The sequence below is a fragment of the Flavobacterium sp. NKUCC04_CG genome, assembly GCF_019345525.1.
Lineage (GTDB): Bacteria > Bacteroidota > Bacteroidia > Flavobacteriales > Flavobacteriaceae > Flavobacterium.
The window spans coordinates 17,777-43,633 of record NZ_JAHKRA010000003.1 but is presented as its reverse complement, the minus strand read 5'-3'; the positions used below and the strand labels follow the sequence as shown (position 1 = coordinate 43,633).

The 25,857-nt window shown below is 36.4% G+C and carries 29 protein-coding genes; 23 read left to right on the top strand and 6 right to left on the bottom strand.

Features of this window, described 5'->3' with window-relative positions; translation table 11 throughout:
* Positions 1-44: 44 nt before the first annotated feature.
* From KO524_RS03065 to KO524_RS03035, 7 genes are all read left to right on the top strand, one after another.
* Positions 45-1,013, top strand: a complete 969-nt coding sequence (locus KO524_RS03065; protein ID WP_219289837.1) for an electron transfer flavoprotein subunit alpha/FixB family protein — start codon at positions 45-47, stop codon at positions 1,011-1,013.
* 91 nt (positions 1,014-1,104) lie between these two features.
* Complete coding sequence (locus KO524_RS03060; RefSeq protein WP_219289834.1) at positions 1,105-1,728, top strand: bifunctional nuclease family protein; 624 nt, start codon at positions 1,105-1,107, stop codon at positions 1,726-1,728.
* Between the two features lie 84 nt (positions 1,729-1,812).
* Positions 1,813-2,637, top strand: coding sequence for a thymidylate synthase (locus KO524_RS03055; RefSeq protein ID WP_219289832.1), 825 nt, complete (start codon positions 1,813-1,815; stop codon positions 2,635-2,637).
* A gap of 25 nt (positions 2,638-2,662) precedes the next feature.
* A complete protein-coding gene (locus KO524_RS03050; protein WP_255555112.1) occupies positions 2,663-3,028 on the top strand; it encodes a 2TM domain-containing protein in 366 nt (121 codons plus the stop codon).
* A gap of 11 nt (positions 3,029-3,039) precedes the next feature.
* Positions 3,040-3,525, top strand: a complete 486-nt coding sequence (locus KO524_RS03045; protein ID WP_219289829.1) for a dihydrofolate reductase — start codon at positions 3,040-3,042, stop codon at positions 3,523-3,525.
* Between the two features lie 10 nt (positions 3,526-3,535).
* Positions 3,536-4,324, top strand: coding sequence for a hypothetical protein (locus tag KO524_RS03040; RefSeq protein ID WP_219289825.1), 789 nt, complete (start codon positions 3,536-3,538; stop codon positions 4,322-4,324).
* Positions 4,325-4,939, top strand: coding sequence for a deoxynucleoside kinase (locus KO524_RS03035; protein ID WP_219289822.1), 615 nt, complete (start codon positions 4,325-4,327; stop codon positions 4,937-4,939).
* A gap of 67 nt (positions 4,940-5,006) precedes the next feature.
* On the opposite strand, the gene KO524_RS03030 is transcribed toward KO524_RS03035, so the two are convergent.
* The 4 genes from KO524_RS03030 to KO524_RS03015 form a co-directional block, all read right to left on the bottom strand.
* Complete coding sequence (locus tag KO524_RS03030; protein ID WP_219289820.1) at positions 5,007-5,471, bottom strand: Lrp/AsnC family transcriptional regulator; 465 nt, start codon at positions 5,469-5,471, stop codon at positions 5,007-5,009.
* A 493-nt stretch (positions 5,472-5,964) separates the two neighbouring features.
* Complete coding sequence (gldA, locus tag KO524_RS03025) at positions 5,965-6,861, bottom strand: gliding motility-associated ABC transporter ATP-binding subunit GldA (RefSeq protein WP_219289817.1); 897 nt, start codon at positions 6,859-6,861, stop codon at positions 5,965-5,967.
* Positions 6,862-6,926: 65 nt separating this feature from the next.
* Positions 6,927-7,316, bottom strand: coding sequence for a DUF1634 domain-containing protein (locus KO524_RS03020; RefSeq protein WP_219289814.1), 390 nt, complete (start codon positions 7,314-7,316; stop codon positions 6,927-6,929).
* 4 nt (positions 7,317-7,320) lie between these two features.
* On the bottom strand, positions 7,321-8,157 hold the full coding sequence (locus KO524_RS03015) for a sulfite exporter TauE/SafE family protein (protein WP_219289811.1): 837 nt from the start codon (positions 8,155-8,157) through the stop codon (positions 7,321-7,323).
* A gap of 186 nt (positions 8,158-8,343) precedes the next feature.
* Here KO524_RS03015 and KO524_RS03010 point away from each other — a divergent pair, with 186 nt between their 5' ends.
* From KO524_RS03010 to KO524_RS02970, 9 genes are all read left to right on the top strand, one after another.
* Complete coding sequence (locus KO524_RS03010; protein ID WP_219289792.1) at positions 8,344-9,432, top strand: chorismate mutase; 1,089 nt, start codon at positions 8,344-8,346, stop codon at positions 9,430-9,432.
* A gap of 19 nt (positions 9,433-9,451) precedes the next feature.
* Positions 9,452-10,414, top strand: a complete 963-nt coding sequence (rsgA, locus tag KO524_RS03005) for a ribosome small subunit-dependent GTPase A (RefSeq protein WP_219289789.1) — start codon at positions 9,452-9,454, stop codon at positions 10,412-10,414.
* A 22-nt stretch (positions 10,415-10,436) separates the two neighbouring features.
* Entirely contained in the window at positions 10,437-10,889 is a 453-nt protein-coding gene (dtd, locus tag KO524_RS03000) for a D-aminoacyl-tRNA deacylase (protein WP_219289785.1), read from the top strand.
* A gap of 1 nt (position 10,890) precedes the next feature.
* Positions 10,891-11,097: a hypothetical protein gene (locus tag KO524_RS02995; protein ID WP_219289782.1), complete on the top strand. Its 207-nt coding sequence runs from the start codon at positions 10,891-10,893 to the stop codon at positions 11,095-11,097.
* 9 nt (positions 11,098-11,106) lie between these two features.
* Complete coding sequence (locus KO524_RS02990; RefSeq protein ID WP_219289779.1) at positions 11,107-11,433, top strand: nucleotide pyrophosphohydrolase; 327 nt, start codon at positions 11,107-11,109, stop codon at positions 11,431-11,433.
* A 47-nt stretch (positions 11,434-11,480) separates the two neighbouring features.
* Entirely contained in the window at positions 11,481-12,728 is a 1,248-nt protein-coding gene (locus KO524_RS02985) for a 3-phosphoshikimate 1-carboxyvinyltransferase (RefSeq protein WP_219289776.1), read from the top strand.
* A gap of 98 nt (positions 12,729-12,826) precedes the next feature.
* Positions 12,827-13,876, top strand: a complete 1,050-nt coding sequence (gene queA / locus KO524_RS02980) for a tRNA preQ1(34) S-adenosylmethionine ribosyltransferase-isomerase QueA (RefSeq protein ID WP_219289773.1) — start codon at positions 12,827-12,829, stop codon at positions 13,874-13,876.
* A 244-nt stretch (positions 13,877-14,120) separates the two neighbouring features.
* Positions 14,121-15,401 (top strand): kynureninase, encoded by a 1,281-nt coding sequence (gene kynU / locus KO524_RS02975; protein WP_219289769.1) that lies wholly within the window; start codon positions 14,121-14,123, stop codon positions 15,399-15,401.
* A gap of 106 nt (positions 15,402-15,507) precedes the next feature.
* Entirely contained in the window at positions 15,508-16,593 is a 1,086-nt protein-coding gene (locus KO524_RS02970; RefSeq protein ID WP_219289754.1) for an agmatinase family protein, read from the top strand.
* 27 nt (positions 16,594-16,620) lie between these two features.
* Here the strand turns inward: KO524_RS02970 and KO524_RS02965 are convergent, their stop codons facing one another.
* Positions 16,621-16,779 carry a lmo0937 family membrane protein gene (locus KO524_RS02965; RefSeq protein WP_219289751.1) on the bottom strand — a complete coding sequence of 53 codons (159 nt, stop codon included), beginning with the start codon at positions 16,777-16,779 and terminating at the stop codon, positions 16,621-16,623.
* 165 nt (positions 16,780-16,944) lie between these two features.
* On the opposite strand from KO524_RS02965, the gene KO524_RS02960 reads away from it, so the two are divergent.
* Entirely contained in the window at positions 16,945-18,285 is a 1,341-nt protein-coding gene (locus KO524_RS02960; protein WP_219289748.1) for an NAD(P)/FAD-dependent oxidoreductase, read from the top strand.
* Between the two features lie 96 nt (positions 18,286-18,381).
* On the opposite strand, the gene KO524_RS02955 is transcribed toward KO524_RS02960, so the two are convergent.
* Positions 18,382-19,905 (bottom strand): helicase HerA-like domain-containing protein, encoded by a 1,524-nt coding sequence (locus KO524_RS02955; RefSeq protein ID WP_219289745.1) that lies wholly within the window; start codon positions 19,903-19,905, stop codon positions 18,382-18,384.
* A gap of 331 nt (positions 19,906-20,236) precedes the next feature.
* On the opposite strand from KO524_RS02955, the gene KO524_RS02950 reads away from it, so the two are divergent.
* The 6 genes from KO524_RS02950 (at position 20,237) to KO524_RS02925 (ending at position 25,849) form a co-directional block, all read left to right on the top strand.
* A complete protein-coding gene (locus tag KO524_RS02950) occupies positions 20,237-21,076 on the top strand; it encodes a MotA/TolQ/ExbB proton channel family protein (protein WP_219289742.1) in 840 nt (279 codons plus the stop codon).
* Between the two features lie 63 nt (positions 21,077-21,139).
* Positions 21,140-21,751, top strand: coding sequence for a biopolymer transporter ExbD (locus KO524_RS02945; RefSeq protein WP_219289740.1), 612 nt, complete (start codon positions 21,140-21,142; stop codon positions 21,749-21,751).
* A gap of 22 nt (positions 21,752-21,773) precedes the next feature.
* The gene (locus KO524_RS02940) at positions 21,774-22,316 is read left to right on the top strand and encodes a biopolymer transporter ExbD (RefSeq protein ID WP_219289737.1); all 543 of its coding nucleotides are present in this window, start codon (positions 21,774-21,776) and stop codon (positions 22,314-22,316) included.
* A gap of 30 nt (positions 22,317-22,346) precedes the next feature.
* Positions 22,347-23,189, top strand: coding sequence for an energy transducer TonB (locus tag KO524_RS02935; RefSeq protein ID WP_219289734.1), 843 nt, complete (start codon positions 22,347-22,349; stop codon positions 23,187-23,189).
* Between the two features lie 672 nt (positions 23,190-23,861).
* A complete protein-coding gene (locus KO524_RS02930) occupies positions 23,862-24,716 on the top strand; it encodes an energy transducer TonB (protein ID WP_219289732.1) in 855 nt (284 codons plus the stop codon).
* A 200-nt stretch (positions 24,717-24,916) separates the two neighbouring features.
* On the top strand, positions 24,917-25,849 hold the full coding sequence (locus KO524_RS02925; protein WP_219289728.1) for a PstS family phosphate ABC transporter substrate-binding protein: 933 nt from the start codon (positions 24,917-24,919) through the stop codon (positions 25,847-25,849).
* The last annotated feature ends 8 nt before the right edge of the window (positions 25,850-25,857 follow it).

Below are 25,857 nucleotides of genomic sequence, written 5' to 3'. Positions count from 1 at the left end.
TAAATTTAGTAAAAAATAATTATACCATCATTAAAATTGTAGATATGTCTATTTTAATATATGCTGAATCAGCAGAAGGAAAATTTAAAAAAGTAGCTTTAGAGCTGGCGTCTTATGCTAAAAAAGTAGCAGAAACGATGAATACTACGGTTACGGCTGTTACTGTAAATATAGCAGATGTTAGCGAATTGGCTAGCTACGGTGTAGATAAGGTTTTAAAAGTAACTAACGAGCAGTTAAAATCTTTTAATGCCAAAGCTTATGCCGACGTTGTTAAACAGGCAGCTCAGAAAGAGGGAACAAAATTAGTGGTTTTGTCTTCAACGACAGACAGTTTATATTTGGCTCCGATTTTGTCTGTTGGTTTGGATGCAGGATATGCATCTAATGTTGTGGCTTTGCCAGAAAGCACAAATCCTTTTGTGGTTAAAAGAACTGCTTTTTCCAACAAGGCATTTAATCATACGGAAATCAATTCAGAGGTTAAGGTGATTGCTATCGGGAAAAATTCATTCGGTTTAGTAGAGGCTAATGGCGCTGCTGTAACGGAAGATTTTTCACCATCTTTAAACAATGCTGATTTTACCTTAACGGTAGAAAGTGTTGAAAAAACAACAGGTAAAGTAACGATTGCAGATGCGGATATAGTGGTTTCTGCAGGACGTGGATTAAAAGGACCTGAGAATTGGGGAATGATTGAAGAATTGGCGACTGTTTTAGGTGCGGCTACGGCTTGTTCTAAACCGGTATCTGATTTGGATTGGAGACCTCATGAAGAACACGTTGGGCAAACCGGGAAGCCTGTGGCTGCTAATTTGTATATTGCTGTTGGAATTTCTGGAGCAATTCAACATATTGCAGGTATTAATGCTTCTAAAGTAAAAGTGGTTATCAATTCAGATCCAGAAGCGCCTTTCTTTAAAGTGGCGGACTATGGTGTGGTAGGAGATGCTTTTGAAATTGTTCCGAAATTAATTGAAAAACTAAAAGAATTCAAAGCTAAGAATGCTTAGATTTTGATTTAGTCTTATATAAAAGGGCTGTCTAAATGAAGAAATTGCTATCTTTGTTAGACAGCCCTTGTTGTGATTATAAATAATAACTATGAGTTTAGTAAAGCTTAGTATAAAAGGTATTTCATATAGCCATACTCAGAATGGAGCTTATGCTTTGATTTTGAATGAAGTAGAAGGTGAAAGGAAGTTGCCGATTGTTATAGGGGCCTTTGAGGCGCAATCGATTGCTATTGCAATCGAGAAAGAGATTAAACCTCCGCGTCCGTTGACCCATGATTTGTTTAAAAATTTTGCCGACCGATTCGATATAGTTGTTAAGCAGGTCATCATTCATAAATTAGTGGACGGTATTTTCTTTTCGAGTATTATTTGTGAACGCGACGGTATAGAAGAGATTATTGATGCTAGAACTTCGGATGCAATAGCTTTGGCTATTCGTTTTTATGCACCTATTTTTACCTATAAGAATATATTGGATAAAGCGGGAATTATATTAAAGTCATCACCTTTAGATGAGATGCAATCAGAGGGGCCTTTGGAGGAAGATACTGCTATTGAAAATGAGACGCGTAACGAAACCGTAGTTAAGGCTGGTGACTATGCTCATTACAGTTTGTCTGAATTGTATGAACTTCTTGAAAATGCTGTTCAGAAAGAAGACTATGAAAAGGCGGCAAAGTTGCGAGACGAAGTTTCGAAAAGAGAATTGTAACAATAGAATGCTGTTTCGTATTGGCGAAACAATCACAGGGATATAACGGGCAGATAAACCGTAAAAAACAAATAGTATCTACATATGAAACAATATTTAGATTTAGTTAAGGAAGTGGTTGAACGCGGTACTCAAAAAGGCGACCGAACTGGAACGGGTACTAAAAGTATTTTTGGGTATCAAATGCGGTTTGATCTAAGTGAGGGATTTCCGTTAGTAACCACCAAAAAAGTGCATTTAAAATCAATTATTCATGAGCTTTTATGGTTTTTGAAGGGAGATACTAATATAGCTTATTTAAAAGAAAACGGTGTTAAAATTTGGGACGAATGGGCCGATGAAAACGGTGATTTAGGACCGGTATATGGTTTTCAGTGGAGAAATTGGAACGGTGAGGGAATTGACCAAATTAAAGAGGTTATTGATACCATTAAAACCAATCCAAACAGTAGAAGAATGATGGTTACTGCTTGGAATCCAAGTGTCATGCCAGACACTTCGGTAAGTTTTTCTGAAAACGTGGCAAACGGAAAAGCGGCATTGCCTCCTTGCCACTCCTTTTTTCAGTTTTATGTAGCTGATGGAAAATTATCTTGCCAGTTGTATCAGCGTAGTGCTGATGTGTTTTTAGGCGTGCCGTTTAACATTGCATCCTATGCTTTGTTTGCCATGATGGTAGCTCAAGTTTGTGACTTAGAGTACGGAGATTTCATACATACTTTTGGAGATGTTCATATATATAATAATCATATAGAACAAGTTGATTTACAGTTGTCACGTGAGCCCAAAGCCCTTCCTTTTATGAAAATAAATCCAGAGGTAAAAGATATTTTCTCCTTTAAATTTGAAGATTTTATTTTAGAGAATTACGACCCTTATCCCGCTATTAAAGGAGCGGTTTCCGTATAATTATTCATTTTAAATTTTTTCAATCATGATGGATCCAATGCAACACGAATTGTATGAAGATGCTCGTATCAGAGTAAAGCAAAAGAAAAGACTTTTCTTTCATTTTGTAGTTTTCATTTTAGGAAGTATTTTTCTGTATATAGCCAACGAATACTTGGTTCAAGATACCACGGTAAAATGGTATTTATGGGCTACTTCAATTTGGGCATTATTGTTTGTTTTACATGCTATAAACGTTTTGATTGTCAATCGGTTTATGAATAAGAAATGGGAACGTACGCAAATTGATAAGTTGATGGAAAAACAACTTAAGAGAAGGGAGCAACTCGAACGTCAGGTAGAAAAGGATTTTCCGGTTTCGCAAAATCAATCTATCGATACTCAAAACTAAAAAATACCGTTATGATTATATTGGTTGCTGCTGCTGCAGAGAATGATGCCTTGGGAAAGGATGGAAATTTATTGTGGCATTTACCAGATGATTTTAAGCATTTTAAAAGTTTGACTTCAGGGCATTATATCATTATGGGCCGTAAAACTTTTGAGACTTTTCCGAAACCTTTGCCAAATCGGAAGCATCTTATAATCACTAGAAATGTGAATTATGAAGCTCCTGACGGTTGTATCGTAGTGAACAGTTTGGAGGCGGCTCTAAAATTATCTCAGGCACAAGAGGAGGTTTTTGTTATCGGAGGAGGGGAAATTTATAGTGAGGCATTGCCTTTTGCAGATAAAATTGAACTTACCCGTGTGCATCATGCCTTTGAAGCTGATGCTTTTTTTCCAGAATTGGACTTGACTGTATGGGAATTATTGTCAGAGGTCATGCATCCTGCAGATGAAAAGCACCAATATTCTTTTACGTTTCAGACTTGGATAAGAAAATAAGACCGTCAAGATGAGAAAATTCTGTATGTTTTTAATGGGTATGCTGGTATTTTCTTCTTGGGCACAAAAGCCGATAGCAACTCAATATGTAGATACAGAGCCATTAAACGGCGCTTTTTTTATAGGTAAAAACATCTTTAATACCAGTTATTTTTTAAAAGGCCAGGTTTTTATAGAGAAACGAACAGAACTAGTACGAGAATATCAAAATATTGCTTTAGGTTCAATTCATCATGTAGATTTCGTTAATCCCGCACAAATTTGTCTTTTTTATAAGGATTTTAATACGGTTGTACTTTTGGATAAAGAGTTGTCGCTGATTAAAACCATTAAACTTACAGAAACTAATCCGCAGTTGGTTCCAGGTTTTGTTGGGATGAGCTCCCAGAATCGATTATGGATATGGGATGAGGCTACCAATCAATTGGGGCAACTGTCAATACAGACTTTGACTTACACGGCTTTAACTACTGCTTTTTTAGAGCCGATACAATACCGGTATTCTGATGTGAATTATTTTTATTGGATTACCCAGTCCAATCAATTGTATTGTAGTGATATCTATGGAAAGCTAACGCGTCTTTCTGATTTGCCTGTGTTTGACCGAATTCAAATAATCAATCGCGACAAAATACTTTATCTACGCCATAATCAACTCTATTACTTAGATTTACAAAGTGGTGTTCAAACAGCCATACCTTTGGTTGAAAAAAGCATTTCAGGATTCTTTTTTAACACCCAAATTTTGAGTATTTTTACAGATCTAGAAATTAAAAATTATCTTATAACTCTACCTTAAATGCATATAGCAATCGCTGGAAATATCGGAGCCGGAAAAACGACACTAACTAAATTATTAGCCAAACACTACAGATGGGAACCGCATTTTGAAGATGTGGTTGATAATCCTTATTTAGATGATTTTTATCACAAAATGGATCGTTGGTCTTTTAATTTGCAAATCTATTTTTTGAACAGTCGTTTTAGACAGGTATTAAAAATTAGACAGAGTGGAAGCAAAACCATACAGGACAGAACGATTTATGAAGATGCTCATATTTTTGCGCCCAACTTACATGCCATGGGACTGATGTCTAATAGGGACTATGAGAACTACACCTCGCTATTCGAAATGATGGAGGAGCTTGTAGGTGCTCCTGATTTGTTGATCTATTTAAGAAGTTCTATTCCTAATTTAGTTGCTCAAATCCATAAACGTGGAAGGGATTATGAAAATTCTATTTCGATTGAATACCTCAATCGATTAAACGAACGTTATGAAGCGTGGATTCAAACTTATAATAAAGGTAAATTGTTAATCATAGATGTCGATCAAATTAATTTTGTAGACGATCCGGAAGATTTAGGAAGTATTATTAATAGAATTGATGCCGAGATTAATGGGCTTTTTTAGAATAGCCCAATACAATACGCTTCACTATTAAAAAATGGGCTGTCTTTATAGAGACAGCCCATTTTTTTTAAAGACAATTGACAATCGCTGTGTTTTTAATCGTACGAATGACAAATGAGCTTTTAATCTGTGAAATAATTTCTAATTGGGAGATTTTGTGTACTACAAAATTTTGATAAGCATCCATGTCGTCTAAAAGGAGTTTTAGCAAAAAATCATAGCTACCTGCTATATAAGAGGCTTCTAGGACCTCTTCTAAGTTAGCTACATATTCTTCGAATTCTTCAAAGAGTTTTCCTTGATGTTTAACCAAAGTGACTTGGCAGTACACCAATAATTTTTTCCCTAATAATTTAGGGTCGATAACTGCGGCATAATTTTTAATGATTCCGCTAGATTCCAGTTTTTTTATGCGTTCGTGTACTGGAGTTACCGAAAGGTTTACTTTCTCGGCCAGTTGTTTTATAGATTGCTTGCTGTCAATTTGCAACTCAAAGAGCAGTTTTTTGTCAATAGGGTCAAGTAAGGTCATTTTTTTGGGTGTTAATAGGTGGTTTTCGTTTCAAAAATACAATAAAATACCTTGATAATGAATCTACTACCGCTAACTGGTTTTTTTTAGAACCTACTTAATATTGTTTTTTTTTGCATAGTTTTTGTTTCTTGTAAATATATGTTAACTAATTTTATGGATAATAATCTTTAAAAAGCAATTTCGGTAGCGATATTTCTTAAACGTTAAAAAATAATTTTATTTATCTAAATAACTTTAGTGATGTGTTATTTATTAAAAATTGATTTTAAATGGAATTTTGCTTTTGCCCAGGGAAAAGCGGAATGCTTTAACAAGATGTAGGATATAACATTTTAGAGGAAAGGGCAAGCGTACGACAAGGTTTTACGGTTGTGAATTTAAAATCGAAGAAATGCTAAAGGCACATTCGTCTTCTTTTTTTATGCCTATTAGCCCATTCGCCCATTCGCCCATTCGCCCATTCGCGTATAGACGTATCAGCGTATCTGCATTAAAGAGTTATTTCTCGGAACAAGTGTTCCAGGTTTTTGTTTTTAACGTGTAGTGAGAGTGTTTTTAGGCCTTGTTGTTGTGCGAAATCGTAAACTAGAGGTCGTTGGTCCTCTCCAGCTGCAAAGGTCAATTCCCATTGGGTATCGTGTATGTTTCTGGCGTGAAGCAATTGAGGAATACGCAGAATAAATTGTTCTTCAATTTTAAAGTCAAATTCCACAGCAATAATTTGTTCGTTATTTTGTTCCAGTATATTGTCGAGTTTTTCATCGGCAACAATTTTTCCTTTTTTGATAATAATAACGCGTTCACATAAAGCTTCGACTTCTTGCATAATGTGAGTAGATAGAAAAACGGTTTTGTCTTTTCCTATGTTTTTAATCAATTCGCGAATCTCTACCAATTGGTTGGGGTCAAGTCCTGTTGTGGGTTCGTCTAAAATCAGTACTTCCGGATCGTGTAATAGTGCTGTGGCCAGACCAACGCGCTGACGATATCCCTTAGACAATTCGCTAATCTTTTTATGCGATTCTGGCGTTAATCCTGTCAACTGAATTACCTCGTCAATTCTCGGGGGAGCCACTTTATATAAATCGGCATTGTACGCCAAATATTCACGTACATAAAGATCGAGATACAGCGGATTGTGTTCCGCCAAATAGCCAACTGTTTTCTGAATGGAACGCGTATCTGTATCCAAATCAAAATCGTTAATCTGTGCGGTTCCTTCATCCTTATTGAGGTAAGTGGTTAGGATTTTCATTAAAGTAGATTTCCCGGCACCATTTGGCCCTAGAAAACCGACAATTTCCCCTTTAGAAACCGAAAAAGAAATGGAATCCAAAGCTTTTTGTTCGCCGTAAAACTTGCTGATATTCTTAACTACTATTGACATATGATCGAGGAATTTGGAAACAAATGTAATTATTTTGAGAGCGTAAAAAAATAGGGGGTGAACAATTAATGTGAAAATCCGAAAGAAATACTTAATCCGATGATTACAATCACTATAAGTGTTATACCAACATAGAGGTAGTCCTTTTCTATTAGAAAGGAAATCAGCGATAATAGGATTCGTAAAACGGGCGTTAGGAACAGCAGTATAATTCCGAGGAATATAATCGATTCGCCTTGCCCTTTTTGTAAACCGGAGAAAATATCTTGAAGTACAATCAAAATATTGCGATTATTTTCGCTAAAGCTGCTGTAGTTTACGGTCTCTTGATGGTGACCTGATAAATACACTATGCCGCCGAAAAGCGCAACACCTAAGGCAATCCATACTCCATATCGCAATAAGTTTCCAATGATAGCTTGGAAATCTTGGTCATTAAATTTTTCTTGTGACATAGAATTAAATTTTTCCATTAATACCGTTGTAAATCATATTTGCTGCAAGGAATAAAATCAGTAAAGCAAAAAACAGTCGAAGTTTTTTCGTATTTGCCTTAACCAAAACTTTGGCTCCTGTCATGGCTCCAAATAGTACCCCAATTACAACGGGCATACAGATTGCCGGTTCAATATAGCCTTTTTGTATATAAATCACAGAACTGGCCATTGCGGTAACTCCCATCATAAAATTACTTGTAGTTGTTGAAACTTTGAAAGGAATTTTCATGATATTGTCCATTGCGATTACTTTAAAGGCACCGGAGCCTATTCCCAATAGACCAGACATCATTCCGGCAACGCCCATCATACTGAAACCGCCTACTACATTTTTGGTTCCGTAAGCATTTTTGGTTCCATCTGCAGTGGGATAGGTACTGGGTAAACGAAGTTTGTTGGCTAGGGTACTGGATTGTAAAACCAAGTGTTCCTCTTTTTTTCGAAGCGAATTAATGGAAGAAAAAACCAGGGTAAGCCCGAATACTACGGCTAAAAAGGAAGTTGGTGCTATAGTAGAGAGCAGGGCTCCGATTACAGCTCCGGCTGTTGTGGCTATTTCTAGAAAAATTCCCAACCGCATATTGGTTATACCTTCTTTGACATAGGCCGCGGCTGAACCTGACGAGGTAGCGATTACTGCTACTAAAGCAGTTCCTATAGCATAATGAATATCGACATTTAAAAATACCGTCAATAAGGGGATAATGATAATTCCTCCTCCGAGTCCTGATAGCGAGCCTATAAAACCAGCTAAAAAGGCACCTAAAAAAAGAATAAGTGTAAAAGTCAGTATGGTCATAAAGGCGTAATTTTATATAAAACAATAAAATTAATTAATTCTTGAGATATAGACCGTAAAAAGCCGTAGTTTTTGTGTTGAAGCCTTTAATTGTTAATACTAATAAATATTCGCAAACCTGTATTTTTTGAGATAAGTATGTGTTTAAATACTGTTTGTTAAAGAAATACATAGTAAATTTGCGATATGGAAAGGGAGATTTATACAAAAACTTGGATGGATGAATTTCGGGAACAAGGACAGCCGCTTATCATAGCAGGGCCTTGTAGTGCCGAAACACCTGAGCAAGTGATGACTATAGCCAAACAATTGCCAAAGCAAGTGAAGGTATTTCGTGCAGGTATTTGGAAACCGAGAACCAGACCTGGAGGATTTGAAGGGGTGGGTGCTATTGGGTTAAAATGGTTGCAAGATGTAAAAAGAGAAACGGGCTTAAAGATTGCCGTAGAGATTGCAACTGCACAGCACGTGGAGCTGGCTTTGGCACATGATGTAGATGTGCTGTGGATTGGAGCGAGAACTACAGTAAACCCATTTGCCGTTCAAGAAATAGCCGATAGATTAGAAGGAACCGATAAGATAGTGTTGGTTAAAAATCCTGTTAACCCCGATTTGGGACTGTGGTTGGGTGGAGTAGAACGTTTGATTAATGCAGGCATTAGTAAATTAGGTGTTATTCATAGAGGTTTTTCAACTTATGAAAAAACCAAATATAGAAATGTACCCGAGTGGCAGATAGCGATTGATTTAAAAACCCAATTGCCGAACATGCCTATTTTTTGTGATCCTTCCCACATTACAGGCGATCGTAATCGTATTTTAGAAGTCTCTCAACAGGCTCTTGATATGAACTACGACGGCTTGATGATTGAAACGCATAACGACCCCGATAAAGCTTGGAGCGATGCAGCACAACAAGTAACACCAATGCAACTTGGAGAAATCTTGTCCGAGTTAAAAGTGAGGAACCAAACCGATGAAACGGAAGAGTTTCTGTCGCAAATCAATATATTGCGTTTGCAGTTGGATGAGATGGATACTAAGATATTGGATATACTGGGGAAAAGGATGCAAATCGCCGATCAAATTGGCGCTTTAAAGAAAGTGAAAAATGTAGCGGTTTTTCAACAACAAAGATGGATTTTGGTCTTGGAAAAAATGCTGTCAGAGGGTGTTCAAAAAGGATTGACCAAAGATTTTATCACAGCGTTTTATGCAGCTGTTCATCAGGAGAGCATTCAACGTCAAGATAAAATTATTAATAAAATTAAATAGCAATAGAGCAATCTAGCTTATGAAAGGAATTGTATATAAATCGACAGGGAGTTGGTATCATGTAAAGACTGAAGATGGAACATTCATTGAATGTAGAATCAAAGGAAAATTTAGAATCAAGGGAATCAAAAGCACCAATCCGATATCGGTAGGTGACTTGGTGGAATTTGATTTGGAAACTTCTGCCGATGTTCATACTGGATTGATCCATACCATAGCCGAACGAAAAAACTATATCGTTAGAAAGTCGGTAAATTTGTCTAAACAAATACATATTATCGCTTCCAATATCGATCAGGTATTTTTGATGGTCACCATTAATAATCCCGTTACAACCACCAGTTTTATCGATCGATTTTTAGTAACCGCTGAGGCGTATGGGATTAAAACGGTTATTGTATTTAATAAAATAGATACGTTTGACGACGAAGCTTTAGATGAGCAGTTGTATTTACAGCATACTTATACCCAGATCGGTTACGAATGTTTAAGGGCATCGGCTTCTGAAAAAAAGGGATTGGATGCGATTAAGGAAAAGATGATTGGAAAGGTGTCCATGTTCTCTGGGCATTCTGGAGTAGGGAAATCCACTTTAATCAATGCGATAGAACCCACGTTAAATCTAAAAACAGCAGTCATTTCAGAACAACATCAACAAGGGCAGCATACGACTACTTTTGCGGAGATGTTTGACCTCTCTTTTGATGCACAAATCATCGATACTCCAGGAATTCGTGGGTTTGGTATTGTAGATATGGAAAAGCAAGAAGTCGGGAATTACTTTCCGGAATTTTTTGCATTAAAAAACAATTGTAAGTTTAATAATTGTCTGCATCGTGAAGAACCGCATTGTGCTGTGAAAGATGCCTTAGACAACGATCAAATAGCCTGGTCAAGATACCGCAGTTATACACAAATACTCGATGGCGATGATGAGCATTATCGCTCAGATATTTATGCGGACGGTAAGGGCGAGATATAATATTAAATAAAATTTAAACCCATTGAGAGCACTTATTCAGAGAGTTACAGAAGCAAGCGTTACTATTGATCAGCAATCTGTGGCTCAAATTCAGCAAGGTTTGTTGATTTTGATAGGTATAGAGGAAATCGACTCTTTAGTAGATGTGAACTGGTTAGCTGCAAAAATTCTAAACCTCCGAATTTTTAACGATGAGGTTGGCGTAATGAATAAGTCCGTTTTAGATATAGATGGAAATCTACTAGTCGTGAGCCAATTCACTTTACACGCAGCAACTAAAAAAGGCAATCGCCCTTCGTACATCAAAGCGGCTAAACCAGAAGTAGCAATACCGTTATATGAAGCCTTTGTCAAGGAACTGGAGAAAGAACTGGGGCGAACTGTTCAGACCGGTCGCTTTGGTGCAGATATGAAAGTAAATTTATGTAATGATGGACCGGTTACCATATGGATAGACTCCCAAAATAAAGAATAATATGAATTTCTTAAAAAAATATGGTTTATTTACGTTGATTTATTTGATTTTAACCGCTGTTATGTCTGATGATTTGTCGTGTTTATGGGCATTAAATGGATATTGTATAGCTAATTTTCTAGGTAAATATGCGATTTTTATCCTACTGATGTGGATATATGATCGGTTCTTTAAGAATAAAATATTTGGTAAAAAAACGATAAAATAAAATTTCAAAATGAATATAGAAAACGCACAGTTAGATGTGGATCGTTGGATCAAAGAACACGGAGTTCGCTATTTTAACGAATTGACCAATATGGCTCAACTCACCGAGGAAGTGGGCGAAGTAGCGCGAATTATTGCGAGAAGATATGGTGAACAATCGGAAAAAGAAAGCGATAAAAATAAAGATTTAGGTGAGGAATTGGCTGATGTGGTTTTTGTTGTACTTTGTTTAGCCAATCAAACCGGTGTTAATTTACAGGAAGCCTTTGATAAAAAATTGGATTTCAAAACCAAACGCGATCACGACCGCCATCACAACAACGACAAACTGAAATAATACACTTTAAATTTTAGGAAACTATTTTTAAATCTTTTGACTGCCTTATGAAAGTAATCTTAGAACAGAGTTCGCTTATAAATAATCAAAGTTTAAAGATATCAGGAAGTAAGTCTCAAACCAATCGTTTGCTGCTTTTACAAAAATTGTATTCCAATATCGATTTACAGAATATTTCTGATGCGGATGATAGTCGGGTTATGCAAACGGCATTAAATAGTGTTGAAACCATAATTGACATACACCACGCGGGTACGGCTATGCGTTTTTTAACAGCCTACTTTGCTGTACAATCCGGTCGTGTAGTGGAGTTAACCGGTAGTTCTCGTATGAAAGACCGACCCATTTCCATTTTAGTTGATGCGCTTACCCACTTAGGAGCTACGATTGAATATTTAGAAAAACCGGGGTTTCCTCCGTTGCGAATTACTGGGAAAAAACTGGATAAATTTAGCGTCAGCCTACCGGCAGATATAAGTAGTCAATATATTTCTGCGCTATTATTGATAGCGCCTCAAATGGAGAACGGACTAGAAATCATCTTCGAAGGCATGATTACTTCCCAACCCTATATCGAAATGACTTTGGCTGTATTGACACAAATGGGAATACCCAATTCATTTATTGGAAATCGAGTACAGGTATTGCCGCAACCTAAAGTATCATCACAAAATATCGTTATTGAATCCGATTGGTCTTCGGCTTCTTATTTTTATACGATGGTGGCATTTTCTCCTAAAGGAACAAAATTACATTTGTCGCACTTTCAAAAAAATAGTTTACAAGGCGATTCCAAAGTGGCCGAATACTTTCGTTGTTTTGGGGTGGAAACACTTTATGAAAACACGAGTATAACTTTAATCAAACAAGGGGAGCCGGTGCTTCATTTTGAGGCCAATTTTATAGCTACGCCCGATTTGGCACAAACCATAGCAGTCGCTTGTTTTGGATTGGGAATAAGTTGTCAATTAACTGGGCTACATACTTTGAAAATTAAAGAAACCGATCGACTAAGAGCTCTGCAAGTAGAATTGCAGAAATTGGGTGCGGAATTATTGATTACCGAAAACAGTCTGAATTTAAAAAGCGCTGTTTTAATAAATTCAAATACCGCAATCGATACCTACCAAGACCATCGAATGGCGATGGCTTTTGCTCCCTTAGCGTTAAAAACCAATTTGATTATTAATGATGCTACGGTGGTAACAAAATCTTTTATTCATTTTTGGGAAAACCTGCAATCATTGGGCTTTCTAGTGACTATTGACCACGGAAACAGCCGTTCTAGAAAATAAACATCAAAACACTTGACAACGCCTATCTCAGGGTCGTATATTTGCAAACTGAAATAGAAGAGCGGAATCTTTTATTATTTAATTAAATTTCAATAAGAATGAAGTTATCCCATTTTAATTTTAATTTACCGGAAGAATTATTAGCCGAGTTTCCTGCTGAAAACAGAGATGAAGCTCGTTTGATGGTAATCGATCGTAAAAAACAAACAATAGAACATAAGTTCTTTAAAGATTTAATAGATTATTTTGACGAAGGGGATGTGATGGTATTAAACAATACCAAAGTTTTTCCAGCTCGTTTATATGGGAATAAAGAAAAGACGGGAGCGAGAATTGAAGTTTTCTTACTGAGAGAATTAAATGCAGAACAAAGACTTTGGGATGTATTGGTTGATCCAGCTCGTAAAATTCGTATTGGAAACAAATTATATTTTGGAGAAGACGACTCGTTGGTTGCTGAAGTTATTGATAATACCACCTCTAGAGGAAGAACATTGCGTTTCCTATACGACGGTTCTTATGAAGAATTTAGAGAAAAATTGGCGGAATTAGGAGAAACTCCAATTCCAAAATATATCAACCGAGAAGTGGTTCCAGAAGATGCCGAACGTTACCAAACGATTTATGCTTCTGAAGAAGGTGCCGTAGCAGCTCCAACTGCTGGTTTGCACTTTTCTAAACACTTATTAAAAAAATTAGAAATAAAAGGAATTCAATTTGCAGAAGTTACCCTACATATCGGATTGGGAACCTTTAACCCAGTTGAGGTAGAAGACTTGTCTAAACACAAGATGGATTCAGAAGAAATGAGAGTAACACAAGAAGCTTGTGATATTGTCAATTCTGCAAAAATTAGAAAAAGTAGAATTTGTGCTGTAGGAACAACATCTATGCGTGCACTTGAAAGTTCTGTGTCTTCTAATCGAACATTAAACCCTTTTGAAGGATGGACCAATAAATTTATTTTCCCTCCTTATGATTTTAGTATTGCAGACTGTATGGTAACTAATTTCCATATGCCTAAATCAACTTTATTAATGATGATTTCTGCTTTCTGTGGACATGACTTAATGAAAAAAGCCTACGAAGAAGCGATCCAAGAAGGATATAAATTCTATTCTTATGGCGATGCGATGTTAATCATCTAATCGGATATTTACCACATATAAAAACCTCTAAGCGATTTCGTTTAGAGGTTTTTTTTATTAAAAAAGGGGAATTGCTATTTATAAATACTAATTGTTGGAACTAAAATCGAATTGTCTTTGAAAATTCTTTAATGTCTATTATTTTTACGAGGCAAAAAAACTTTAAATAGCAAAACGAGCTTGGTAATGTTTCGATTGACAGCGTTACTAATGCGGCTATTCATTTGAAAAAAAACACTTAAATATGAAATTTGAAAATACACTTGAGTTTGCACAAAGCTTAGACCAACAAGATGTTTTATCGAAATATAGAGACGAATTTAACTTCCCTAAAGTCAACGGTAAAGAAGTAATTTATTTTACGGGTAATTCTTTGGGTTTACAGCCCAAAAGAGCCGTGAATTACGTCAATGAGGTTATGACAGATTGGGCAGAGTTAGCTGTTGAAGGGCATTTCTATGCGCAAAAGCCTTGGTGGGACTACCACGAAAGATTTAGTGTACCCTTGAGTAAAATAGTAGGAGCCAAACCCTCAGAAGTAACCGTAATGAATACTTTGACGGTAAACCTTCATTTGATGATGGCTTCGTTTTACCGACCTACGGCAAAAAAATATAAAATCATTTGTGAAGAAAAAGCATTTCCGAGCGATCAGTATTTGATTCAAACCCAAGTGAAGTTCCATGGATTAGATCCTGCCGACACTATAGTGGAGGTAAAACGCCGCGAAGGGGAGCATAATTTTAGATTAGAGGATATTTTAGCCAAAATAGATGAGGTAGGTGATGCCTTGGCTTTGGTGTTAATTGGAGGACTTAATTACTATACTGGACAAGTACTGGATATGAAAACCATTACAGCGGCAGGACATAAATATCAGGCCTATGTTGGTTGGGATTTGGCGCATGCAGCGGGTAATATCGAATTAAAATTACACGAATGGAACGTTGATTTCGCAGCTTGGTGTAGTTATAAGTATATGAATTCAGGACCGGGTAATGCATCGGGTTGCTTTATTCACGAAAAGCATCACAATAATATGGAATTGACTCGATTAGGTGGTTGGTGGGGACATAACAAAGACCGTCGTTTCTTGATGGAGCCGACTTATGATCCCATTCGAAGTGCTCACGGGTGGCAAATAAGTAACCTCCCTATTCTGACTTTAGCACCTTATTTAGCTTCGGTTGAGTTGTTTGACGAAATTGGGATGCCTAAACTGATAGCGAAAAGAGATCAAATTACGGCCTATTTGGAATTCGTTTTAAAAGAAATAGCGCTAGAAATAGGAGGTGACTTTGAAATTATCACCCCGGAAAATCCCCTAGAACGAGCCAGTCAATTATCGGTTTTATTACATGGTGAAGGTAGAGCGCTTTTTGAATATTTAATGAAAGCAGGAGTAATTGTAGATTGGAGAGAACCCAATGTCATTCGACTAGCTCCAGTACCTTTGTACACTTCGTATAGCGATATTTTTAATTTTGGAAAAATTTTAAAAGAAGGATTGGCTGCAAAAGTATAAGCGCTACAGTGATTTAGGCCCAAAATACAGCAGATGTAAGCTCGGTAATTTCACGTGTAAAATTCAATATTTAATCCTAAATTTGTATCATAAACAAAAATATAAAATGTCAACTAAGCAACGCAAAATAGACAATTTTGATCCTTCCCAACCGGGATTAGCAGATGCCACCATTTATGGATTGCCCTTTACTGCTGAAGAAAGTGAAATCATTCTTATTCCAGTGCCTTGGGAGGTGACGGTAAGTTATGGAGCAGGAGCTTCAGAAGGTCCAGAGGCCATTTTGGAAGCCTCTTATCAAGTAGATTTGTTTCATCAGCAATACCCAGAACTTTGGAAGTTGGGAATCTATTATGATGAAACGGCTAATGATTGGGCTTCAGATAGCATAAAGTATAAGGGATTGGCTCAGCCTATTATTGAAGCTTTGGAAAATGGCGAAGATGTTTCTACATTTCCAGCTTTACAGGCGGACTTAGACAAAATCAATAAAGCGTGTAAAGAACTCAAAGGTCAGGTCAAAGAACGCGTTTTGTATTGGATGAGTAAAGGTAAAAAAGTAGTGCTTTTAGGTGGGGATCACAGTACACCTCTAGGATATTATGAAGCTTTGGCTACTCAAAATGATTCTTTTGGAATATTGCATTTTGATGCTCATATGGATTTGCGTGAGGCTTACGAAGGATTTACTTATTCGCATGCTTCTATTATGTACAATACCTTGAAATTACCGCAAGTATCCAAAATTGTGCAAGTGGGAATCCGCGATTTTTGTGAACAAGAAGTAGCGGTAGTCATGAATTCGAATAATAGGGTATTGGTTCATACCGATTCCGATTTAAAGGCAGCTGCTTTTGAAGGAAAAACATGGAAAGACCAATGCGATGAAATCATTGCTTCATTACCTGAAAAAGTATCTATTAGTTTTGATATAGATGGATTGTATCGTTGGTATTGTCCAAACACGGGAACACCAGTACCGGGTGGACTTTCTTATGAAGAAGTTACTTATTTAATAAGCCGATTGGCCGCGTCAAATAAAACCATTATAGGGGTAGATTTAGTAGAAGTTGTTCCAGGAGAAGACGATTGGGATGGAAATGTAGGAGCAAGACTTTTATTTCACCTATGTGGAGCATTTGCTCATTCTCAAGGAATGCAAACAGGAAGCGCACTTTTATTTAATAAATAGAAAAATCCCCATTTTTGGGGATTTTTTTTAAGATTTTCGTCCAGTTATCAGACGATATAAAATAGCGATAACTGCTAATACTAATAGAATGTGTATAAAACTACCCACTGCTTCTCCAAAACCAAAATAACCTACTGCCCATCCTATAATTAGGATTACTGCAATTAACCAAACTAAATCTCTCATAACTTATTTTTTTTGATTAGTAATATTGATAAATTTATTAAAAAATATATAAAAAAACGAATATTTACCAATAAATAAATAAAACAACTTCGTAGGTTAGAGTAATATTGATGGATAAAATATTTTATAAGGAGGAGATATATAAATAATATTTAATTAAAAAAAATGCAACAGCCGTTAAAAATCGCTATAGTTGGATCGGGATTAGTAGGAAGCCTATTGGCGCTTTATTTAAAAAGAGCCGGCCACGATGTACAGGTCTTTGATCGTAGTAAAGATATTCGAACTATGGATTTTTCTGGACGTTCTATTAACTTAGCCATGTCCACTAGAGGTTGGAAGGCCTTAGATGGTGTTGGTATAGGAGATGCTATTAGAAAAATAGCTATTCCAATGGATAAGCGCGCTATTCACGCTACTGATAGCACAATTGCTTACCAAAAATACGGAATGGAAGGGGAGAGTATTTACTCGATTTCTAGAGGTGAGTTAAATAGAATGATGATTGATTTAACTGCTAAAGAAGGTGTGGAGTTTTTCTTCGAAAAAAAGATATGGGATGTCAAACTCGCTGAGGGGGTTATCTGTATTGGAGAAACGGAAAGAGGAGACTGGGAAGAGTTGAAATACGACAAAATTTTCGGTGCGGATGGCGCTTTTTCTAAAGTTAGAAATCGCATGCAAAAACAAAATCGCTTTGATTATCAGCAACATTTTTTGAATATTGGATATAAGGAACTTAAAATTGAAGCCAATAGCTTAGGTAATCATAGAATTGATAAAAACTCCTTTCACATCTGGCCACGCGGTGAATTTATGTTAATTGCTTTACCCAATTTAGAGGGAAGTTTTACTTGTACTTTGTTTATTCCTTTTGAGGGAAAATACTCCATAGAAAGCTTAAAGGAAGAACGAGATGTAGTTGCCTTTTTTAAGGAGTTTTTCCCTGATGCCACAGCCTTAATACCCGATTTGGTTCGTGACTTTTTTGTCAATCCAACAAGTTCTTTAGTTACTACCCAGTGTTTTCCATGGACTTATGAAGACAAAGTGGCGTTAATTGGAGACGCTGCGCATGCAATTGTACCGTTTTATGGGCAAGGAATGAATGCCGGATTTGAAGATATTACACAACTATACGACCTCATGCAGTTGCACGGCGATAATTGGTTGAAAATTTTTAAAGACTACGAGCAATTGAGAAAGCCTAACGCAGATGCTATAGCGGAATTATCGTATAGAAACTTTGTGGAAATGAGTTCAAAAACCGCCGATCCCGACTTTCTGTTAAGAAAGAAAATTGAGGCATGGTTTACGGAGATTCACCCAGAAAAATGGTTGCCGCTTTACGATCGCGTTACCTTTAGTCATAAGCCTTATGCCGAAGCGCTAGAAATAGGTGATCAGCAAAAGAGAATTATGGATCAAGTCATGTTGTTGCCAGGGATTACGAAGCGTTGGCAAACCGCAGAAATTGAGAATTTTATATTGAGTAAATTAAAGTAAAAAGAGCTTCTCACTAGAGAAGCTCTTTTATATTTGTCAAAAGGCGGAATTAAAACCATATTTTTTATAAAAAACAACTCCTTATTGATATAGGAGTTATTTCTTTTTAGAAGCACTAAAAATCTTTGAAAGTATACCAAAAGCACCTCGGATAAAAGTAGCACTAGTAACCACTTTGATTATAGGTTTTAAAGCCCCATCATTTTGGGTTGAACGGCTTGTCGGTTTTGTGTTTTTAGCGTTGTTTTCTTGCGTTTGTTGTTCTGTTATTTGCGCCACTTTTGCTGTCAGCAATTCATAGGCACTCTCGCGGTCGACAGTGGTATTGTATTTTTTGACAAGAGACGAGTTTTGGGTGATAGTTGTTATTTCAGCATCGCTTAAGATATCCATACGGCTCATAGGTGCTCGCATCATACATTGAACAAGAGGAGTGGGTACGCCTTTTTCGTTCAGTGCGGTAACCAAGGCTTCTCCAGTTGGCAGTTCATTGAGCAGTTCGGCTGTTTTATAAAATTCGGATATCGGAAAGTTCTCGGAAGCAGCCTTAAGTGCTTTGCGATCATTTTCGGTAAAAGCTCGTAAGGCGTGTTGGATTTTTAAACCCAATTGAGCCAACACACCTTGGGGTACATCGTTTGGATTTTGAGTGATAAAATAGATACCAACCCCTTTGGAACGAATGAGTTTAACGATGGTTTCGATTTGGTTGAGTAGGGTTTTACTAGCATTGTCAAAAATCAAATGCGCTTCATCGATAAAAATAACCAATTCGGGCTGACTACTATCGCCTTGTTCCGGCATTTGAGAATAAACTTGCGCCAGTAAACTCAACATAAACGTTGAAAATAACTTGGGTTTATCTTGAATATCATTAATGCGAAGTATATTGATGTATCCTTGCCCTTTGTCATCTAATCGCATTAAGTCGTGTATGTCGAAAGCAGTTTCTCCAAAGAAAAGTTCTGCGCCTTGTTGTTCGAGTTCCACCATTTTCCGCAATATGGTACCAGCCGACGCTGTTGAAATTTTTCCGTATTCGGATTCGATATCCTTTTTACCTTCATTGGTTAGGTATTGCAATGTTTTTTTAAAGTCTTTTAAGTCGAGTAACAACAAGTTGTTGTCGTCACAGTATTTGAAAACCAAGGACACTACACCACCTTGAGTATCGTTAAGTTCCAATATACGCGAAAAGAGTACCGGTCCAAATTCGGAAACCGTAGCGCGCAGTCGAACGCCATTTTGAGTGGAAAGGGATAACAGTTCAACGGGAAAGGCTTGAGAACTATAGGGTAAATTCATCTTTTTATGACGTTCTTCGATAAAAGGAGAAAGGGAACCTGTTGCAGCTATACCACTAAAATCGCCTTTGACATCCATCATCAAAACGGGAATTCCCTTTAGAGAAAGTTGCTCGGATAGCACCTGAATCGTTTTGGTTTTCCCCGTACCGGTAGCCCCAGAAATAAGACCGTGACGGTTTAAAGTTTTGAGCGGAATTCGTACAAAAAGGTCTGGAATAACTTCGTTTTCCAGTACCGCACCTCCGATAGTAATAAAATCTTCTTTAAAATCGTAGCCCGATTTAATCTGACCGATAAAATTTTCAGTTTTCATATATGATTTTTTTTCTGCGGTTTTACTATTACAAATATAGTTGGTTACACTCATTTTTTGAGTTATATTTAGTTTTTGTAGTTTAAAATAAAATCCCTCAAACAATTTAGTAATAATTTAGAATATTTATATTTACATTTGCTTAACAAATGGACTTCATAAATAGTCGAATATGTCTTTTTGATTAAATCAAAAGTAAGATGGGGTGAAAAAAAACCATTTTAATTTTTTTATTTGATCTAAAAACATAAATTTGCGACACTCATATGAATGAAATGAGAAAAATGTTGAATAATAATTGAATAAAAAAAAGAATTAAAATTTTAAAAAAATGACAAACGTATCAAACGAATCAGTTGAGAAAGTAGGATCTAGTTCAGGTGCATCTAAATTATTTGCAGGTGCAGCAGTGTTTTTGTGTATTGTTTTTGGATATGTAGTCTGGAAATTTGTATTGGGACATTCGTCAAACTTTGAAAATGGAGATCCAAATGGACATCCCCTAGAAGGAAGTATACTTGGTATGGTATACAAAGGAGGAATTGTGGTTGCTGCCTTAATTGGTTTATTGACAATGACTATTGTTTTCTCTATTGAAAGATTCATCGTAATCGGAAAAGCAGCAGGAAAAGGAAATGTTGGAGCTTTCGTACAAAATGTACAAGCGACTATCAATCAAGGAAAAATTGAACAAGCGATTGAGGAATGTGATGTACAGCAAGGTTCTGTTGCAAACGTTGTAAAAGCAGGTTTGATTAAATACCAACAAGTGAAGAGAGAAGGTTTGGATAGTGAAAAAGCGACAGAAACTATTCAAAAAGAAATCGAAGAAGCTACTACATTGGAAATGCCAATGTTGGAGAAAAATATGATTGTATTGGCTACTTTAGTATCTATTGGTACATTGGTAGGTTTATTGGGTACAGTAACAGGGATGATCAAAGCGTTCTCTGCTTTGGCAACTACAGGTACTCCAGATTCATCAGCTCTTGCAACAGGTATTTCTGAAGCATTGGTTTGTACAGCTACAGGTATTGGAACATCTACTTTAGCAATTGTTATGTACAATGCTTTTACTACTAAAATTGATAAATTGACTTACTCTATTGATGAGGCTGGTTTTGCAATTACGCAATCTTACAGAAGATTTAAAGCTGGAATCAATAAATAATAGTAGGGAGTTTAATCAATCATAAGTCTATGTTTATCATAGAATTATAAAAGAAAATATAAAATGGCTAAAGTTAAAATGTCAAAGAAAAGTATGAGAGTAGACATGACCGCGATGTGCGATGTGTCGTTCCTACTTCTAACTTTCTTCGTGTTGACATCGACTGCAAAACTCCCAGAGGCTTTGCCAGTTGATACTCCTGCATCGACAGTACAAACAAAATTGCCTGAAACTAACCTAGCAACATTAACTGTTGGAGGAGGAAGAGTGTTTTTCGGAGTATTGGGGAAAGAGAATCGTAAAGAGACACTGACTCAAATGGGACAAAAATACAATATCGATTTCACCGAAAAAGAAAAGGATGAATTTTCTAATATCGAAGGTGTCGGTACTCCAATTACTGCTTTAAAACAATTTTTGAACTTACCACATGATGTAAGAAATAAAGCTGTTCAAACAGGAATTCCAACAGACTCATTGGACAACCAACTTAAAGATTGGGTTCAGTCAGCACGTGTAGCGGTTAGAGATTTAGATAATAAAGTACTTGATGTTGCTATCAAAGGAGACGCAAAAGAAGAATATCCTACAATTAAAAGAGTAATCGATATTCTCCAAGATCAAAAAGTAAATCGTTTCTTCTTGGTTACAGGACTGAGAAATGAAGATTTTTAATCATTAAAATTTCAAACTGTAAATGGCAGAATTAAATACAGGAGGCGGCGACGGTAAGGGTAAAAAAGTAAGAAGTAAAAAACAAAACTCCGGAGTAGATTTAACCGCGATGGTGGATTTGGCATTCTTATTGATTACTTTCTTTATGTTGACGACCTCGATGAATAAACCGCAGTCTATGAATTTGGCTATGCCAGATAAATCTAAACCCAATGAGCCCGATACGGATTTATTGGTGTCAGAAGATCGTACAATGACGATCTTGATAGGTGCGGATAATAAAATTAAATGGTATATGGGGAAAACAGATACCCCATTAGAAGGACCAAATGATCAAACTTACGGTAAAGAAGGAATTCGATTAGAGCTTTTGAAAAAAGTAAAATCGGTACCTCAAATTACAGGAGATATTGAAAAAGGATTGATCGTGATTATTAAACCAAGTAAAAATTCTAATTATAGAAACTTGGTGGATATTTTGGACGAGATGGCAATTACCAATGTAAAAGCTTATGCTATTGTTGATATGACACCAGAAGATCTCGCTATACTTGGAGAAAACTAGGTAACTAGTATCAACTTAAAATTTTAGACCATGTCAAAATTAAATATATTTAAGAAAGAATGGCTTGATATAGTTTTTGAAGGACGTAACAAGTCTTACGGAGCTTATCAATTGCGTTCTGAGAACCCTAAAGTAACTACTTTTGCATTATTTGCAGGTATTGCTTTGTTTGGAGTGGGACTGGCTTCCCCTCTTATAATCAAAGCGATTGAAGGTAGTCTGGGAAATAATAAAAAAGATGCTCCTTTGGATACCGAAATTACTCTGGTAGATTTGCCACCACCTCCACCAATTGAGCTTCCACCTCCACCACCGGTAGATATTCCGCCACCGCCGCCAGAGGCTACGAAGTCGGTTGTAGATACCAAAAAATTCACACCACCTAAAGTGGTTGAAAAAGAAAAAGTAGTTGAGGAGATTGCTAAAGTGGAAGAGTTCAAGGATAAAGATCCTGGTACTAAAGATGCTAAAGGAGATAAAGAAAAAGGAGAAATCAAAACTGGAGGTGCTACAGGAAATGCCGATAAAGGTACTACCACCGATGGTGAAGAAGATGGAAACAAAGTATTTATCGCTGTTCAGGTTACAGCTTCACCTCCAGGGGGGATGGCTGGTTTTACAAAAACCTTTATCAGTCGTTTCAGAACACCAGATATCGATTCTAGTGTGAAGAAAATCCAAGTAATTGTAAAATTCATCGTAGAGAAAGACGGATCATTAACAGATATTACCGTTTTACGTGACCCAGGTTACGGAGCAGGAAAAGAAGCCGTACGTGTATTGCAAAATATGCCAAAGTGGAAACCAGCTGTTCAAAACGGGAAAAACGTTCGATCGCAATTTACTTTACCTATTACAATTCAAGTTCAATAATGAATTTGTATGATAAGTTTAAACAGAAATCGCCTTTACAGCGATTTCTGTTTGTTTTTGGACTATTTTTCTTTTTTCTATACCTGTGTTTGGGTGTGATGTTTATTGTATGGAAATCAATTCCATTGGATATCGAATATACCAGCCGGTTGTTGTTTGGAATCGTTTTGATAGTATATGCAGGATTTCGATTCATTAGATTGTTAAGTTAAATGCAGTAGCGTACTTATATAAAAGGCGTCCTTTATTAGGGATGCCTTTTTTATTTTTATTAAGTAGCGATTTAAATACATCTTCTTATGTTAGAATGATTTTAAATTGAGTTATGTTTGTCTTTATGGTTGTTTGTATTTGAAAATCACATCAATTAGTTGTTTTTGTTTCATAATTATGGTTTTTTGGGTGTTTTTTTTAGACAATATCCAGTTTTTATTTTTTTATATCAATTGCTTTGCTTATATTTAGATATAGGATGTTTTTTTAAATCTTATAGATGGTTTTAAATCGCTTCTAGGTAGAAATCTGAAAAGGATTGGGATGTGTAATTGCTCGAGAATTAATTTTTTAGCATTTTGTTTAGCTGTCGTAGAGGTAAAATTTTAGTATGATTAGCCTTTGCGAATACTCCATATAAACGAATAGTAGTAACAGTTGATTTTAAAAATGTAGCCAATGTCAAAATTAAATATCTTTAGAAAAGAATGGTTGGATGTGGTATTTGAAAACCGTAATAAAAAATATGGGGCTTACCAATTGCGTTCTGAAAACCCAAGAACCACAACTTTTGCCTTGTTTATAGGAACTGCTTTGTTAGCTTTAGGCATTTCCTCTCCGTTAATTTTAAAAAGTTTGGACGGTTCGTTAGGTGATAATATAGTTCCCGTGGTGGTACCTGATGTGGTCGTCTGGGATGCATTGCCGCCTGCTGCAGCCTTGAAGAAATTGGAAGAAGTGCAGCCAATAGCAGATGAGCCCGTAACCAAAAAGTCTGAAGGTGCAGCGTCTTCTGTAAAGACCAAGCGTCATGTGGTGTTTACCGTAACCGATGATCCATCGAAAATTACGGAAGAGGTCACTAAAAATGCTGATTTGATTGATGCTAATCCCGGTTCCGCTAATATAGATGGAGTAACAGGAGGAGTGATTGATACTGATGGCTTGAATGGTCAAGGTGCCAAAAAGGGAATCGGTGGGTCTGATGAAGGCACAACTAGTGAGGTCTTTATTGCTGTTCAGTATAAGGCAGAGCCGGTAGGAGGTTTCGATAGTTTTACGAAACTGTTTATTTCTCGTTTTAGAACACCGGATATGAGTTCGGATATTAAAAAAATACAAGTAATAGTCAAGTTCATTGTGGAAAAAGATGGTTCTCTATCAGACATTGTTGTATTAAGAGATCCGGGTTATGGAGCAGGTAAAGAAGCTTTAAGGGTGCTTAGTGCAATGCCGAAATGGAAAGCAGCCGTACAAAATAATCGCAAAGTGCGTTCTCAATTTACCTTGCCGATCACTATACAAGTTCATTAGGTACATTGATAAAGACAGAAATTACTCAAAGTAGTTTCTGTCTTTTTTTTTGTTTTTTAGATATGGATATTTTTATGGGGATATACTGTTTTTTCAGTGGAAATCTATATCTTTAAGGACAGAATTAAGTCAAGATGAAACCTGTGAAAAAAGGAACATTTTTGAGTTTTTTCTATTGTTTAATTAATTTAAAATAAGCCATGATGACTAATTTTTATTCCTTAGCAAAAAAATCTGTATTCCTGTTGGTTCTGGGATTGTCTTTAAGTCAATGTAAAAAGAATCAAATAGATACAGTAGTGGACGTTGCGGAAACACCAGTTTCTGGAAGTATTTCAATGTTGGTCGAAGAGTCTGTTTTTCCTATTGTTGAAGATGTTAATCGCGTTTTTGAAAGTGAATACGAAAAAGCAACAGTAAGCTTAGTGAAAAAATCGGAAGCCGAAATCTTGAATGCTATTTTTGATGGAACTTCGCAAATAGCAGTTTTACCTCGGACTTTAGATGCGGAAGAATTGGCTCGTTTTGACGGAAAAGTTAAACCTAGAATAACTCATTTTGCTTCGGATGCCGTTGTTTTTGTTACAAACAAAAGTCACAATGATTCCCTGATTGATTATCAAGAAGCCCTAAAGACGTTACAAGATAAAAAAACGGACAAAAAGTTGATGTTGGTTTTTGATAATGCCAACTCTAGTGTAGTTCGTCAGTTTAAGGCCGAAGCTGGGATTACTGATTTTCCAAAGGAAAATGTTTATTTTTTACCGACAACTCAAGAAGTTATTGAGTATGTAGAGAAAAATAATAATGCGGTGGGAGTAATTGGATTAGATTGGTTATTACAACCAACTCCGGAATTAAAACAACATTTAGATCAAGTAAAAGTGCTTTCGGTTAAAAACCCTAAGGATGGAAAATACTACAAACCAAGCCAAAACAATATCGCAGAGGGAACCTATCCGATTATAAGAAAATTATACGTTTTGGATTTTCAAGGAAAATCTGGTTTAGGAACGGGATTTGCTTCGTATATTGCAGGCTATAAAGGGCAAAGAATTATTTTGAAATCGGGCTTAGTGCCTTTTAAAGTCCCTCCAAGAGAAATTATTGTTTCTGACAAAGAATTGAAATAAAGTACAAC

Coding starts and splice junctions, on each gene's coding strand:
- KO524_RS03020 (WP_219289814.1), bottom strand. CDS start 7,316: ATGTCACAAGAAAAATTTAATGACCAAGATTTCCAAGCTATCATTGGA.
- KO524_RS02970 (WP_219289754.1), top strand. CDS start 15,508: ATGTCAACTAAGCAACGCAAAATAGACAATTTTGATCCTTCCCAACCG.
- KO524_RS03040 (WP_219289825.1), top strand. CDS start 3,536: ATGAGAAAATTCTGTATGTTTTTAATGGGTATGCTGGTATTTTCTTCT.
- gldA (WP_219289817.1), bottom strand. CDS start 6,861: ATGTCAATAGTAGTTAAGAATATCAGCAAGTTTTACGGCGAACAAAAA.
- KO524_RS02925 (WP_219289728.1), top strand. CDS start 24,917: ATGATGACTAATTTTTATTCCTTAGCAAAAAAATCTGTATTCCTGTTG.
- rsgA (WP_219289789.1), top strand. CDS start 9,452: ATGAAAGGAATTGTATATAAATCGACAGGGAGTTGGTATCATGTAAAG.
- KO524_RS03030 (WP_219289820.1), bottom strand. CDS start 5,471: ATGACCTTACTTGACCCTATTGACAAAAAACTGCTCTTTGAGTTGCAA.
- KO524_RS02960 (WP_219289748.1), top strand. CDS start 16,945: ATGCAACAGCCGTTAAAAATCGCTATAGTTGGATCGGGATTAGTAGGA.
- KO524_RS03065 (WP_219289837.1), top strand. CDS start 45: ATGTCTATTTTAATATATGCTGAATCAGCAGAAGGAAAATTTAAAAAA.
- KO524_RS03010 (WP_219289792.1), top strand. CDS start 8,344: ATGGAAAGGGAGATTTATACAAAAACTTGGATGGATGAATTTCGGGAA.
- KO524_RS02995 (WP_219289782.1), top strand. CDS start 10,891: ATGAATTTCTTAAAAAAATATGGTTTATTTACGTTGATTTATTTGATT.
- KO524_RS03015 (WP_219289811.1), bottom strand. CDS start 8,157: ATGACCATACTGACTTTTACACTTATTCTTTTTTTAGGTGCCTTTTTA.
- KO524_RS02950 (WP_219289742.1), top strand. CDS start 20,237: ATGACAAACGTATCAAACGAATCAGTTGAGAAAGTAGGATCTAGTTCA.
- KO524_RS03055 (WP_219289832.1), top strand. CDS start 1,813: ATGAAACAATATTTAGATTTAGTTAAGGAAGTGGTTGAACGCGGTACT.
- KO524_RS02990 (WP_219289779.1), top strand. CDS start 11,107: ATGAATATAGAAAACGCACAGTTAGATGTGGATCGTTGGATCAAAGAA.
- KO524_RS02985 (WP_219289776.1), top strand. CDS start 11,481: ATGAAAGTAATCTTAGAACAGAGTTCGCTTATAAATAATCAAAGTTTA.
- KO524_RS03060 (WP_219289834.1), top strand. CDS start 1,105: ATGAGTTTAGTAAAGCTTAGTATAAAAGGTATTTCATATAGCCATACT.
- KO524_RS02930 (WP_219289732.1), top strand. CDS start 23,862: ATGTCAAAATTAAATATCTTTAGAAAAGAATGGTTGGATGTGGTATTT.
- KO524_RS02955 (WP_219289745.1), bottom strand. CDS start 19,905: ATGAAAACTGAAAATTTTATCGGTCAGATTAAATCGGGCTACGATTTT.
- KO524_RS02940 (WP_219289737.1), top strand. CDS start 21,774: ATGGCAGAATTAAATACAGGAGGCGGCGACGGTAAGGGTAAAAAAGTA.
- KO524_RS02935 (WP_219289734.1), top strand. CDS start 22,347: ATGTCAAAATTAAATATATTTAAGAAAGAATGGCTTGATATAGTTTTT.
- kynU (WP_219289769.1), top strand. CDS start 14,121: ATGAAATTTGAAAATACACTTGAGTTTGCACAAAGCTTAGACCAACAA.
- KO524_RS03035 (WP_219289822.1), top strand. CDS start 4,325: ATGCATATAGCAATCGCTGGAAATATCGGAGCCGGAAAAACGACACTA.
- queA (WP_219289773.1), top strand. CDS start 12,827: ATGAAGTTATCCCATTTTAATTTTAATTTACCGGAAGAATTATTAGCC.
- KO524_RS03050 (WP_255555112.1), top strand. CDS start 2,663: ATGATGGATCCAATGCAACACGAATTGTATGAAGATGCTCGTATCAGA.
- KO524_RS02945 (WP_219289740.1), top strand. CDS start 21,140: ATGGCTAAAGTTAAAATGTCAAAGAAAAGTATGAGAGTAGACATGACC.
- KO524_RS02965 (WP_219289751.1), bottom strand. CDS start 16,779: ATGAGAGATTTAGTTTGGTTAATTGCAGTAATCCTAATTATAGGATGG.
- KO524_RS03045 (WP_219289829.1), top strand. CDS start 3,040: ATGATTATATTGGTTGCTGCTGCTGCAGAGAATGATGCCTTGGGAAAG.